This is a genomic window from Acinetobacter sp. Li1LvA2, from assembly GCF_056156705.1.
Genome location: NZ_JBSICF010000001.1, coordinates 778,036 through 790,688, shown reverse-complemented (window position 1 = coordinate 790,688; position 12,653 = coordinate 778,036). Strand labels below are relative to the sequence as shown.

Below are 12,653 nucleotides of genomic sequence, written 5' to 3'. Positions count from 1 at the left end.
TCCTTTTCAAGACTCGTGAGTAAAAGTAAGAGGTAAATGAAGTGCGACACGACGCTGTAACCACGGGCTAGGGCGGTAACGCGGGTCATGGCTAAGTGCTGTTATACGGTTCAGAATAAGTAAGACTTTTTCGCTACCGACTTGATCGCCCCATTCAATTGGTCCAAACGGATAACCTAAACCAAGACGTACCGCGGCATTAATGTCATCTACCGTAGCAACATTTTGCTGGGCAATATCACAGCCTAGATTAATGACCATGGCTAAAACACGCTGAGCAACAAAGCCAATACTTTCATTAATCATACTCACCAGACTTCCATCTAAATTGAAAATAGAGTGAGCGGCTTGTCGGTATTCAGATTTGGTAATAAGTGAAGGCATCAAGGTGCGGTGCTTGGCAATGCCATACAGCATGTCTATAGCAACGGCTTGTTCTGGGTTAACCCCAAGGCGAGTAGCCGCTTGGGTTGTGTCTTCACCGTAGCAAGCGAGTAAACATAAACTATCTGTTTTAGGTTCGGGGTTGATGTCTAGGGCAATATTTTGCTGAGTTAAATAATCTTCAAGCTTTTTTTTATCGTCTAAGAAATCTGCCGCAATCCAAACTTTTGGATATTGTGCTAAACGCTCTACAAACTTGGCAGGTTGTTCACCTGTTTTTGAACCGGTTTCATAGTTATAAAAACCTTGATTAACCTTACGTCCAAGTTGTTTGGCATCAAGCATTTGCTTGGTCAGTGGATTTGGTTTGTAGCGGGCTTCTTCATAGTACTGATGATAAATCGACTCCATCACAGGATGTGAAACATCAAGACCAGTTAAATCGAGAAGTTCAAAAGGACCCATTCTAAAACCAACGCCGTCACGTAAAATTCGGTCAATTTCACTAATGTCGCAAACGTTTTCATTTAAAATTTTGAGTGCTTCGGTGCCATACGCCCGACCGGCGTGATTAATAATAAATCCAGGGGTATCTTTGGCAACAACAGGGCGATGGCCAAATGCACGAGACAGATCGTTTAAAGCATCAATAATAAGTGGGTCAGTTTTTAAACCACGAATGACTTCGACTACTTTCATGAGTGGTACTGGGTTAAAAAAGTGATAACCCACGACACGTTCAGGTTTTTTGCAGTTTGCAGCAATGGCTGTAATAGAAAGAGAAGAAGTGTTTGAGGCTAAAATGGTATTGTCTGAAACAATGTCTTCAAGCTGTTGCATCAAACTTTGTTTGATATCGAGGCGTTCAACAATTGCTTCTACAATAAGGTCGCAATTTTTTAAATCGTCAATTTGCTGAGCAACAATTAAATGGTTATTTGCCGCTGTTGCTTGCTCAGATGTAATTTTATTTTTGTCGACTAACTTTTGAAATGTGGCAGCTAGTTTTTCTTTAGCCTGTTCTGCTGCGCCTGCTTTGGCATCATATAAATAAGTAGTATGACCTGACTGCGCCGCAATTTGAGCAATACCACTGCCCATAATACCGACACCAATCACAGCCATGCTTTTAATATCATAAGTCATGTCGATCATCCTGATAATTAATCTATATTTGAAATTAAACGGAAAAATAGGGTTTTGTGATTTAGCTTAAGCATTGTTTATCACCATCAACTGGTAAGATTTGACCTGAAATAGAGCGTCCGCTATCTGAGGCTATAAATAGGCATAAATCTGCAATATGCTTTGGATTTACAAAATATTTGAGCGACTGATTTTTCAGTGCGTTTTGAGTCACTTCTTCAAGTGAGGTATGGGCTACATCGGCACGGGCCTGTAATACACGTTGAACTCGATCACCATCTACTGCACCCGGAAGAATAGCGTTAACTCGAATATTGTCTGCACCGAGTTCCATAGAAAGCGTTTTGGTAAAACCAATCAGCCCCCATTTTGAAGTAGAATAAGCCAATCGGTATGGATAGCCTAAGCGGCCGGCAATAGACGACATATTAATAATCACGCCTGCTTGTGCTTTTTTTAAATAGGGAATGGCTAACTGGGTAATTAAAAAAGTGCTATTCAGGTTTAAATTAATCACCGTGTTCCAATCATCAAAACTTAGTTCATCTGCGGCAACAGTCGGGCCTGAGATGCCAGTGTTATTGACTAAAATATCAATACCGCCAAGTTTCTGAACTGCTTCATTAAACATGAGTTTAATTTGCTCATGATCAGCCAAATCACATGTATGTATATGCAAATTTGGATAATCTTGCTGAAACTGTTCTAGGCTTTTAGCATTAATATCACAAACAAAAACTTCATCATGATTGTTTAAAAAGACTTCAGCAATGCATTGTCCAATCCCTGAACCACCTGCACTAATCAATACTTTTCTGCTCATTTTCATTCCTTTGTTATTATCTTTTTAAATTATTTACCTTGATAAGACGGTTTACGTTTTTCAATAAAAGCTTGAACGCCTTCATTTTTATCTTCGGTAGAGAACAATAACTGGAATGCTTTACGTTCTAGAGTTAGGCCTGCATTTAACGGAACGTCTTCGCTCATGAGTGCAACTTCTTTAATTTGTTGCAGGGCAATTGGAGGCATTTTGGCGAGACTTTGTGCCATTTGAATGGCTGTTGGAATGGTTTGGCCATCTTCTGTGACTTGTGAAACAAGACCAATGATATAAGCTTCTTCGGCTTTCACCATAGCACCCGTCATAATCATGCGCATGGCATGAAATTTACCAACCGCACGGAATAAACGTTGTGTCCCACCAGCACCTGGCATTAAACCGACTTTAATTTCCGGTTGACCAAAGGTTGCGCCTTTACCTGCAATAATAATATCAGCGTGCATTGCAAGTTCGCAGCCACCCCCTAATGCATAACCATTTACAGCAGCAATCACGGGTTTAGGACACTGAGCAATCGCATTCCAATAACGTTCGGTATGACGCAATAACATTTCAGTTGAAGTTGCGGTTGCCATTTCTTTTAAATCTGCACCTGCGGCAAAGACTTCTTCGCCACCTGTGAGCACAACTGCATTGATTTCATCGTTAAAACTTAATTCGGTAAAAGCTTGTGCTAATTGTTTGCGAACCTCTGTATTCAGTGCATTTTTTGCTTCAGGTCGGTTTATTTTTACAATCGCTATTTTTTGAATAGAAAAGTCGACTTCTACGAAATTATTCCCTGTTAATACACTCATTTTTGAATTCCTTGTTTCGCATATCAAAACTATATTCCTTTTATGATGCTTATTTTGGAATTTATTTCAAGTCTTATTTAGTCCATTAGAGCAATTAGGATTTATTAAATAAGCTAAGTATTTGATATTCCGTAATGGTGTGTTTTTAAATTTCGTTTAACGAAATTAATTTTCAAAAAAGCTTGAAATTTGTATTTTCGTTCTCGTACTATGAAACACATCCGCAGTAAACAAGATTTAAAACATGGTATCCAGACAAGCTGGAGATGGCTGATGGGTACGATGGAAATACATAAAAAGGGAGATCACAGATGATCCGTGATGAAGGGATGTTGGAGCAGTTACTTTCAACAATTCGAGATTTTGTAAAAAATGAATTAATCCCTCGTGAAAACGAAGTGGTAGAGAAAGATAAAATTCCAGATGACATTGTGCAGCAAATGCGTGAGCTAGGTTTGTTCGGCCTCACAATTCCCGAAGAATATGGTGGCTTAGGCATCACCATGGAAGAGGAAGTCAGAGTTGCATTTGAACTTGGACAAACTTCACCGGCTTTTCGTTCTTTAATTGGTACCAACAACGGTATTGGCTCAAGTGCAATTTTGATTGATGGTACAGAAGAGCAAAAGCAAAAATATTTACCGCGTTATGCAAGTGGCGAAATTATTGGTTCATTTTGTTTAACCGAGCCTGAATCTGGTTCCGATGCTGCTTCTTTAAAAACCAGTGCCGTAAAAGATGGCGATTTTTATGTATTAAACGGTACCAAACGTTTTATTACCAATGCACCTCACGCTGCAACTTTCACCGTAATGGCGCGAACCAATCCTGAAATTAAAGGGTCAGGCGGTATTTCAGCTTTTTTAGTTGAGGCCAATACACCAGGTATTACCTTGGGAAAAATTGACCAAAAAATGGGGCAAAAAGGCTCACATACCTGTGATGTAATTTTTGATAACTGCCGTGTACCTGCTTCTGCACTGATTGGTGGGGTAGAAGGTGTCGGTTTTAAAACGGCAATGAAAGTTCTTGATAAAGGGCGCTTGCACATTGGTGCATATAGTGTGGGTGTTTCTGAGCGTATGTTAAACGATGCATTACACTATGCAATTGAGCGTAAACAATTTGGTCAACCCATTGCGAACTTCCAGTTGATTCAAGCCATGCTTGCTGACTCAAAAGCTGAGATTTATGCGGCCAAATGTATGGTTTTAGATGCAGCCCGTCGCCGTGATAATGGCGAAAACATTAGTACAGAAGCATCTTGCGCAAAAATGTTTGCAACTGAAATGTGCGGACGTGTTGCTGACCGCTGTGTACAGATTCACGGTGGCGCAGGCTATATCAGTGAATATGCCATTGAACGTTTTTATCGCGATGTCCGTTTGTTCCGTCTCTATGAAGGAACCACGCAAGTTCAACAAATTATTATTGCCAAAAATATGATTAGGGAAGCTACAGCCTAATAAAAAATCAAATGCCATGAGGCATTGGATGCCTCATGTTCCTTCTGAGGATATGGACATGACAACAGAAACAGTTACACAAAATACGGCTAGCAGTGAAGCTATCCAGACACCAAAAAAGATTTGGATTACCGCATTTATATTCGCTTTTTTAACATTGTTGTGTGATGGGGCAGACTTAGGTTTTTTGGCATTAAGCCTGACCAGTCTTAAAACAGAATTTCATTTAACGGGTGTACAAGCTGGAACACTAGGTAGCTTAACGCTTTTTGGATCGGCTATAGGTGGCCTGATTGGTGGCTGGGCGTGTGATCGTTTTGGGCGGGTCCGCATTATTGTGTTCTTTATTGCTTATTCTTCAGTTTTAACCAGTGCACTGGGTTTTACTGATTCTTATATGCAATTTGCAGTTTTAAGAACTTTTGGAGCGATGGGCTTAGGTGCGCTCTATATTGCTTGTAATATTTTAATGTCTGAAATGGTGCCAACCAAACATCGCTCAACTGTTCTGGCTACGCTCATGACAGGTTATACCTTGGGTTCTTTGCTAGCGACTTTATTAGCAGGACATATTATTCCTGAACATGGCTGGCGTTTCCTGTATTGGATTGCGATTACTCCTGTAGTGTTGTCAATTTTGATGCACTTTTGTGTACCTGAACCAGAGTCTTGGAAAAAATCTCGTCAATTAAAAGCGTTAGAAGTCGCTCAAAGTAACCAGCCTAAAAAACGTCAAAATCCATATCTTGAAATTTTAAGAGATAAGAAACACGGCACCATGTTTGTTCTTTGGATTATTAGTACAGGTGCATTGCAGTTTGGTTATTACGGCGTAAGTAACTGGTTACCAGCTTATTTAGAGTCTGATCTTGGCATCAAATTTAAAGAAATGGCCATGTATATGGTCGGTACTTTCCTGATTATGATGTTTGCCAAAGTAATTGCTGGGATCGTTGCCGACAAATTAGGACGCCGCGCTGTATTCGCTTTCGGAACCATTGGTACAGCCTTATTTATTCCAGTGATTGTCTATTTAAATACACCAACTAACATTTTATGGATGATGCTGTTCTTCGGTTTCCTTTACGGTATTCCATACGCAATTAATGCCACCTATATGACGGAAAGTTTCCCGACTTCTATTCGAGGCTCGGCAGTGGGTGGTGCTTATAACATTGGCAAAGTACTTTCTATTTTCTCTCCATTAACAATTGGTTTTCTATCGCAAAACGGTTCTATTGGTTTAGGGCTCTTGGTGATGGCTGCGGCTTATTTTATCTGCGGTGTAATTCCATTGTTATTTATTAAAGACCGACTATTTAACCCGCAAAAGGCAGAGTGACAGATCAATCTGTCACCTTAAATTAAGGATGAAAAGGGACAAGTGAGATGATAAATAAAATCACCAGTGACATTGAACCAATTTTAAAAGCTATTCCTGATGGGGCAACCATCATGACAGGCGGGTTTGGTGTGACGGGGCAACCTGCTGAATTAATTGAAGCCTTAATCGATTTAGGAAAAAAAGAACTGACCATTGTAAATAACAATGCGGCTTCTGGTGATCGTGGTTTAACAAATCTGATTATTGCGGGTTGCGTTAAAAAAATGATTTGTTCATTTCCAAAATCTGCGGGATCAACCGTTTTTCAAGACTTATATCGAGCTGGAAAAATCGAGTTGGAGCTGGTTCCGCAAGGTAATTTGGCATGTCGTATTCAGGCAGCAGGTGCGGGTCTAGGTGCTATTTTTACTCCGACTGGTTATGGCACCAAAGTTGCCGAGGGCAAAGAAACCCGAACCATTAACGGTAAAAACTATGTACTTGAATATCCACTTGAAGCTGACTTTGCACTGATTTATGCCGATAAAGCTGACCGCTGGGGCAATTTAACTTACCGCAAAGCAGCCCGCAATTTTGGTCCAATCATGGCAAAAGCCGCTAAGACCACGATTGTTCAAGTGAATGACACCGTAGAGCTAGGAACGCTTGACCCAGAGTGCATTATTACACCGGGAATTTTTGTTCAGCACGTTGTAAAAGTAGGAGATATCTAATGTCAGTTCAAAAGCGTTCTCGTGAAGATATTGCCAAACTCATCGCCAATGACATTCCTGAAGGTTCCTATGTCAATTTAGGCATTGGCTTGCCGACCAACGTTGCTAAATTTTTGCCAAAAGACAAAGAAATCTTTTTACATTCAGAAAATGGTGTTTTGGCTTTTGGTCCACCTCCGCAACCTGGTGAAGAAGACCAAGATTTAGTTAATGCTGGAAAAGAACTTGTCACTTTATTAGATGGTGGTTGTTTTATGCATCATGGTGACTCGTTTGACATTATGCGTGGCGGTCATCTGGACATTTGTGTAATTGGTGCATTCCAAGTTGCGGTAAATGGGGACTTGGCAAATTGGCATACTGGTAAAGCAGATGATGTACCCGCGGTTGGCGGTGCTATGGATTTGGCAGTCGGCGCGAAAACGATTTATGTCTATATGGAACATGTCACTAAAAAGGGTGAGTCCAAAATTGTAAAAGAACTGAGCTACCCAATGACGGGTGAGCAGTGTGTCAATCGTATTTATACCGATTTATGCATTATTGAGCTCAAAGACCAAAAAGCTTATGTCACAGAAATGGTGGAAGGTCTTAGTTTTGATGAATTACAAGCAGTCACTGACTGTGAACTAATCGATGCACGTGTAGCCTAAATACACACGGAAAAACGCTTCTTTAAGGATTAAAAGATGAAAAAATTAATTTTAGCTGCAGCTTGCGCTGCGGCTTCAGGGACTATTTTTGCAAATTCTTCAGATACCACAGAACAAAGAATTAATTTGCTAGAAAACGAGCTGCAAAAATTAAAAGCAGAACTTGCTGCTCAGAAACAAACTCAAAATAATTTACAGGTCAAACAGGTAAAGATTGAAGAGAACATTGAAAAAACTAAAGCAACGGTAACAGAGAAGCCCGTTGCTCCTTCATGGGTGACTTGGACGGATAATGTAAAGGTTTACGGTATTGCCCGTGTTGATGCAGCGGTCGATTTTAAATCATCACCAGACTCGGGCGGTAGAACGACCAGCAGCCTGTACCGAACACCTTTTGAAAGTGAAAAACGTTCAAATCATGCACGTTCCGATGCCATGATTAATGCAAGCCGATTGGGCGTTTATTTTAATAGCCCTAATAAAGCTGTGACTGGAAATATTGAAGCCGATTTCTTTGATAGCTCTAACATGGGAACAGGAGATGGTAAATTTCGTATTCGTCATGCATTTTTTACCTATAAAGATTGGACCTTTGGTCAAACATGGTCACTCATGTCTAACATGGAGACCCGTACAGAATCTGTCGATTACACTCAATTTATGGGAACCTCCTATACGCGCACTCCGCAAATTCGCTATGACTGGAAAATCGATGCCAATAATGATTTAAAAGTAGCCTTGGAATATACAGGTTCGAGAGTCTCGGCATTTCCAACTTTAACGGGTCGCTATACCTTTAAACAAGGTCCTTTAACGGCGCTTGCTCAAGGCTTTATTAATGAAAAATCTACGGATGTCGCAACTGCCACGGTTAAGAAAGTAAGCTGGGGCGCTGGTGGCGGCTTAAAATATCAACTCACGCCACAACAATCGCTACAAGCAAATTATCAATATATTGTTGGCGATCAAAAATTTATGCCTTACACCACCCAAAGTGGCTTGGCAAATTCGGCAAGTTTAAATGCAGCGGGTGATTTCTCTTTAAATGAAGACAAAACAGATTTGGTGATGAATAAGTTGAATAGCATCAATATTGGTTATTCATATAAATTCAACGAGCAATGGCGTACAAACTTATCGGCTTCAATGTTTGATTATGACGACGACACGGCTTATGCCAAACTTAACCCAGATGCTAATAAACGCTTAACGGACTATGCTGCTAACGTCTTTTATTCTCCAATTGAGCAAATGGATATTGGGATGGAATATCACCAAGGCAAACGTGAAGTCTTCGATGGCCGAACCGCTGATGTGTCACGCATAAACTTTGTATCAATGTATAAATTCTAAAATAGGGCGTAATTAAAAATGGAAAAAATAGTTGAGCCCAATGCAGAAAATATACTGTCAAAAAGCTTTATTTTTATCATGGCAATGACATGTGGAATTTGTGCGGGTTCAAACTATTATAATCAGCCCTTAATCTATTCCATTGCAGAAGCATTAAAAGTCAATGCCGATCAGGTCGCTTTAACTATTGTGATTAGCCAGCTGTCATATGCAGTTGGCCTTTTTATATTAGTTCCCTTAGGCGACTTTTTTGAAAAGCGTAGTTATATTTGCCTGCTCATGTGTTGTACGGGGCTTGCACAAGTAGGGCTATCCTTAAGTCAAACCTTGCCAGCTTTATATGGCTTTACCTTTTTAGCTACATTCTTTTCGATTGCGACTCAAGTTTTAGTTCCTTTTGCCGCAGGTTTAGCCAGCCCGAAAAAAAGCCCTCAAGTTGTAGGGACTCTCATGAGCGGTTTGTTCTTGGGAATATTATTGGCACGCTCTATTGCAGGCTTACTTTCTACAGTTTGGTCTTGGCATGCGGTTTATTTAATTAGCGGAATTGTCATTTTGGTGTTTGCTTGGGTAATGTGGGTAAAGTTACCCGTTGCGCGTAAGTCTCACCAACTCAATATTCTACAGATTTATAGTTCATTATTTTCATTAGCTGTTCACCAGCCTCATTTACTACGCCGTGGTTTGGCAGGGGGAATTGGCTTTGGTATTTTGGCTCTTATTTTTACCACCATGACTTTTATTTTGGCGAATGAGCCTTATCACTTTAACGATTTCCAGATTGGTTTATTTGGTATTGTTGGCTTGGCTGGCGTGTTTGCGACCCCATGGGCAGGCAAGAAAATTGCAGCAGGCCTTGAAAATAGGATTGCATTGATTTGTATGGGACTATTAATGAGTGCATGGATACCACTATTTTTTGCACAGCAGTCTCTGCTTGCCTACGCTGTTGGTGTGATCATGGCGTACTTTGGGTTGTCAGCATTTCATGTACTCAACCAAAATCTGGTGTACCGGATTTCGGCCGAGGCACGTTCCCGTATTAATTCAATTTATATGACTTTATATTTTGGTGGAGCCGCCTTAGGTTCGTTTATTGCGGTGTATGCGTGGAAACACTGGGGATGGGAAGCATGTGCTGCTTTAGGTTTGGCGATGGCAATAACAAGTTTCGTGATTGATCGCTTAGATTTTTATGAAATGGGCAAGATTGCTAAGCAAGAAAAAGCTCCATAAATAGGAGCTTCGATATTTTATTATTTGCGAATAATCATTAAGGTTGCCGAAGCAAAAGCATACACTTTGCCGTTCTCATCTACGATTTTACCTTGAGTACTAATAATATTACGGCCCGCATTAATCAACTCGGCTGTCGCATAGTAAGACGTATCGACCTGCATAGGACGAATCATTTTTACATTTAAATCAATAGTTCCATAACCAACACCATGTTCAAGTAGGGTATGAGCTGCGCTGCCTGTTGCCGTATCTAAAGCTGTGGCGCAAAAGCCGCCGTGTACACCGCCTTGTATATTTCTATGTTCTTTGCGAGGGGTAACTTTATAAGTTGCTTTACCTTCGGAAACTTCAACGAGTTCCATTGGTATGGTGTGAGCCATAGGTGATGGAGAAACTTCACCATTTTTTAAAGCAGTTAAAAATTCGAGACCTGTGTATTTCGGGCTTTCCATAAATCGTCCTTGGATGATTAAGCAATCTAATTACCATACTATAAATTGAATTTTTACGGAATAAAATTTTGCTATACAAAATTTAAAATTATTCTTATAAACGCTACTCATTATTTTTTTTTAATATTTTTAATTTAAAACATAAGCTTACATTTTATACCTATATTTTGGTAATAATAATTTTATTAAATTAGTGAAAATATATTTTGCTATAAGAAATTTTTTGATATTTTGGTGAGATTGAAACAATAAAAGTCCATTTAAGGAAAAAACGATATCTGCCCCTATAACAAAGGCAGTAACTTGAAAGGGAAAAACTATGCCTTTATATAAAGCTCCATTACGTGATATGCAATTTGTGCTGCATGAAATGCTTCAAACAGAACAGAACTACCAAGGTTTAAGCAAATATCAGGAAAGCGTAAATCGAGAATTAATTGATCAATATTTAGAAGCAGCAGCAGATTTTTGTGAAAATGAGTTGGCGCCCATAAATCAAAATGGTGATCAGGAGGGCTGTCATTTAAATCAAGGCGTAGTCACAACGCCGAAAGGTTTTAAAGAAGCCTACCAAAAATATGCTGAGCTTGGATTTACCTCTTTAACCGCCGACCCTGAATATGGTGGACAAGGCTTACCAACATTGCTGCGGATTGCGATTTCTGAAATGTTATGTGGTTCTAATTGGGCTTGGGCAATGTATCCGGGCTTGTCTCATGGGGCAATGAGAACGATTGAGCATCATGGGACCGAGCACCAAAAACAAAAGTTTTTGACTAAACTTATTAGTGGCGTCTGGACCGGAACGATGTGTTTAACCGAATCACATGCGGGCTCGGACCTTGGATTAATTAGAGCGAAAGCGGAACCTAATCCGGACGGTAGTTACTCAATTACGGGTGAAAAGATTTTTATCTCGGCAGGTGAGCATGATCTGTCTGAAAATATTATTCATATTGTTTTAGCTCGTTTGCCTCAGGCACCTGCAGGGACTAAAGGGATTTCTTTATTTATTGTGCCTAAATTTAATGTGAGTGACGACGGTCAGGTGTTTGACCGTAATAAAGTCGTTTGTAGTGCGATTGAACATAAAATGGGGATTCATGGCAATGCCACCTGTGTATTGAATTTTGATGGCGCCAAAGGTTACTTAATTGGTCCGGAAAATCGCGGTCTCAATTGCATGTTTACCTTTATGAATACTGCACGTATTGGAACGGCAGTACAAGGGCTTGCAGCTTCTGAAATTTCATTTCAAGGCGCATTAAGTTATGCCAAAGAGCGTCTCGCCATGCGTTCGCTATCTGGTCCTCAATATCCTGAGAAAAATGCCGATCCGATTATTGTGCATCCTGCCGTGCGTTCAATGTTAATGACACAAAAAGCATTTGCTGAAGGTGGACGTGCGCTGGCTTACTTTTTAGCTCAGCATGTCGATATTGTTGAAAGTTCAAATGATCAGGAACAGCAAAAACACTCCGATGAATTACTGGCTTTTTTAACCCCAATTGCTAAGGCCTTTTTAACAGAGTCAGGTAATGAGTCTACCAAGCATGGCGTTCAAGTATTTGGCGGGCATGGCTTCATTGTTGAGCATGGCATGGAGCAAATTGTACGTGATGCGCGTATTTCAACATTGTATGAGGGAACGACCGAAATTCAGTCTTTAGATCTACTTGCACGTAAAGTCCTCAAGTCGGAAGGCAAACTTCTAAAAAATATGACCGATCTAATTGATCAATTTATTAATCAACAGCAATTAAATGAAGTCTTGAAACCTTATTTAGAAAAATTAGCTGAGCTTAAGCAACAATGGTTGTCACTGACCAAAACGATTGCAGAGAAAGCCAAGCACAATCCTGAAGAAATAGGGGCAGCTTCAGTAGATTATCTTTATTTTTCCAGTTACGTCGTGTTCGCTTATTTGTGGGCTCGAATGGCACAAGTTGCCCATGAAAAATTAGAGGCAGGTACACAAGAGGAAGCTTTTTATAAAGCAAAATTAACGACAGCTAAGTTTTTCTATCAAAAACTTTTACATCGTACACAGAGCCATGCTGCTTCTATTGAGTCTGGCGCTGAATCTGTGATGGAACTTGACCAAGATGCTTTTGCATTTTAATGAATCGTAATATCTAGAATCACTGGGTGAAATTGACATGCTAAATTTTACCTAGTGATTAAATTTGTAATTTTAGACTCATCAGTTTTTGGTAGGAAAAACTAGTTGAGCCAAAGAAATAGAGGGTTAACATACGCAT

Annotated in this window: 11 protein-coding genes; 7 read left to right on the top strand and 4 right to left on the bottom strand. The window is 40.0% G+C overall.

Going from position 1 to position 12,653, the window contains the following annotated elements; translation table 11 throughout:
- Positions 1 to 6: 6 nt before the first annotated feature.
- From ACS604_RS03660 to ACS604_RS03650, 3 genes are all read right to left on the bottom strand, one after another.
- A complete protein-coding gene (locus ACS604_RS03660; protein ID WP_474770087.1) occupies positions 7 to 1,530 on the bottom strand; it encodes a 3-hydroxyacyl-CoA dehydrogenase in 1,524 nt (507 codons plus the stop codon).
- A 61-nt stretch (positions 1,531 to 1,591) separates the two neighbouring features.
- Positions 1,592 to 2,353: an SDR family oxidoreductase gene (locus ACS604_RS03655; protein ID WP_474770085.1), complete on the bottom strand. Its 762-nt coding sequence runs from the start codon at positions 2,351 to 2,353 to the stop codon at positions 1,592 to 1,594.
- Between the two features lie 29 nt (positions 2,354 to 2,382).
- Positions 2,383 to 3,171, bottom strand: a complete 789-nt coding sequence (locus ACS604_RS03650) for an enoyl-CoA hydratase (protein ID WP_474770084.1) — start codon at positions 3,169 to 3,171, stop codon at positions 2,383 to 2,385.
- 311 nt (positions 3,172 to 3,482) lie between these two features.
- Between ACS604_RS03650 and ACS604_RS03645 the strand changes: the two genes are divergently transcribed.
- The 6 genes from ACS604_RS03645 to ACS604_RS03620 are packed head-to-tail and all read left to right on the top strand — an operon-like array spanning position 3,483 to position 9,937.
- Positions 3,483 to 4,637 carry an acyl-CoA dehydrogenase family protein gene (locus tag ACS604_RS03645; RefSeq protein ID WP_443272185.1) on the top strand — a complete coding sequence of 385 codons (1,155 nt, stop codon included), beginning with the start codon at positions 3,483 to 3,485 and terminating at the stop codon, positions 4,635 to 4,637.
- Positions 4,638 to 4,695: 58 nt separating this feature from the next.
- On the top strand, positions 4,696 to 5,979 hold the full coding sequence (locus ACS604_RS03640; protein ID WP_443272187.1) for an MFS transporter: 1,284 nt from the start codon (positions 4,696 to 4,698) through the stop codon (positions 5,977 to 5,979).
- Positions 5,980 to 6,026: 47 nt separating this feature from the next.
- Positions 6,027 to 6,695, top strand: coding sequence for a 3-oxoacid CoA-transferase subunit A (locus tag ACS604_RS03635; protein WP_000608703.1), 669 nt, complete (start codon positions 6,027 to 6,029; stop codon positions 6,693 to 6,695).
- Positions 6,695 to 7,348, top strand: coding sequence for a 3-oxoacid CoA-transferase subunit B (locus ACS604_RS03630; protein WP_016138550.1), 654 nt, complete (start codon positions 6,695 to 6,697; stop codon positions 7,346 to 7,348). Before ACS604_RS03635 ends, ACS604_RS03630 begins: the two co-directional genes overlap by 1 nt.
- Before the next feature lie 36 nt (positions 7,349 to 7,384).
- The gene (gene dcaP, locus ACS604_RS03625) at positions 7,385 to 8,701 is read left to right on the top strand and encodes an outer membrane trimeric porin-like protein DcaP (protein ID WP_474770052.1); all 1,317 of its coding nucleotides are present in this window, start codon (positions 7,385 to 7,387) and stop codon (positions 8,699 to 8,701) included.
- A gap of 18 nt (positions 8,702 to 8,719) precedes the next feature.
- Positions 8,720 to 9,937, top strand: a complete 1,218-nt coding sequence (locus ACS604_RS03620) for an MFS transporter (protein WP_474770051.1) — start codon at positions 8,720 to 8,722, stop codon at positions 9,935 to 9,937.
- A 20-nt stretch (positions 9,938 to 9,957) separates the two neighbouring features.
- Here the strand turns inward: ACS604_RS03620 and ACS604_RS03615 are convergent, their stop codons facing one another.
- Positions 9,958 to 10,407, bottom strand: a complete 450-nt coding sequence (locus ACS604_RS03615; protein WP_001984007.1) for a PaaI family thioesterase — start codon at positions 10,405 to 10,407, stop codon at positions 9,958 to 9,960.
- Between the two features lie 304 nt (positions 10,408 to 10,711).
- On the opposite strand from ACS604_RS03615, the gene ACS604_RS03610 reads away from it, so the two are divergent.
- The gene (locus ACS604_RS03610; protein WP_474770050.1) at positions 10,712 to 12,514 is read left to right on the top strand and encodes an acyl-CoA dehydrogenase C-terminal domain-containing protein; all 1,803 of its coding nucleotides are present in this window, start codon (positions 10,712 to 10,714) and stop codon (positions 12,512 to 12,514) included.
- Positions 12,515 to 12,653: the final 139 nt, after the last annotated feature.

Bases quoted from the DNA above. Each gene is read 5' to 3' on its own strand.
- ACS604_RS03655 (WP_474770085.1), bottom strand. From the start codon at position 2,353: ATGAGCAGAAAAGTATTGATTAGTGCAGGTGGTTCAGGGATTGGACAA.
- ACS604_RS03645 (WP_443272185.1), top strand. From the start codon at position 3,483: ATGATCCGTGATGAAGGGATGTTGGAGCAGTTACTTTCAACAATTCGA.
- ACS604_RS03640 (WP_443272187.1), top strand. From the start codon at position 4,696: ATGACAACAGAAACAGTTACACAAAATACGGCTAGCAGTGAAGCTATC.
- ACS604_RS03610 (WP_474770050.1), top strand. From the start codon at position 10,712: ATGCCTTTATATAAAGCTCCATTACGTGATATGCAATTTGTGCTGCAT.
- ACS604_RS03660 (WP_474770087.1), bottom strand. From the start codon at position 1,530: ATGACTTATGATATTAAAAGCATGGCTGTGATTGGTGTCGGTATTATG.
- ACS604_RS03650 (WP_474770084.1), bottom strand. From the start codon at position 3,171: ATGAGTGTATTAACAGGGAATAATTTCGTAGAAGTCGACTTTTCTATT.
- dcaP (WP_474770052.1), top strand. From the start codon at position 7,385: ATGAAAAAATTAATTTTAGCTGCAGCTTGCGCTGCGGCTTCAGGGACT.
- ACS604_RS03620 (WP_474770051.1), top strand. From the start codon at position 8,720: ATGGAAAAAATAGTTGAGCCCAATGCAGAAAATATACTGTCAAAAAGC.
- ACS604_RS03630 (WP_016138550.1), top strand. From the start codon at position 6,695: ATGTCAGTTCAAAAGCGTTCTCGTGAAGATATTGCCAAACTCATCGCC.
- ACS604_RS03635 (WP_000608703.1), top strand. From the start codon at position 6,027: ATGATAAATAAAATCACCAGTGACATTGAACCAATTTTAAAAGCTATT.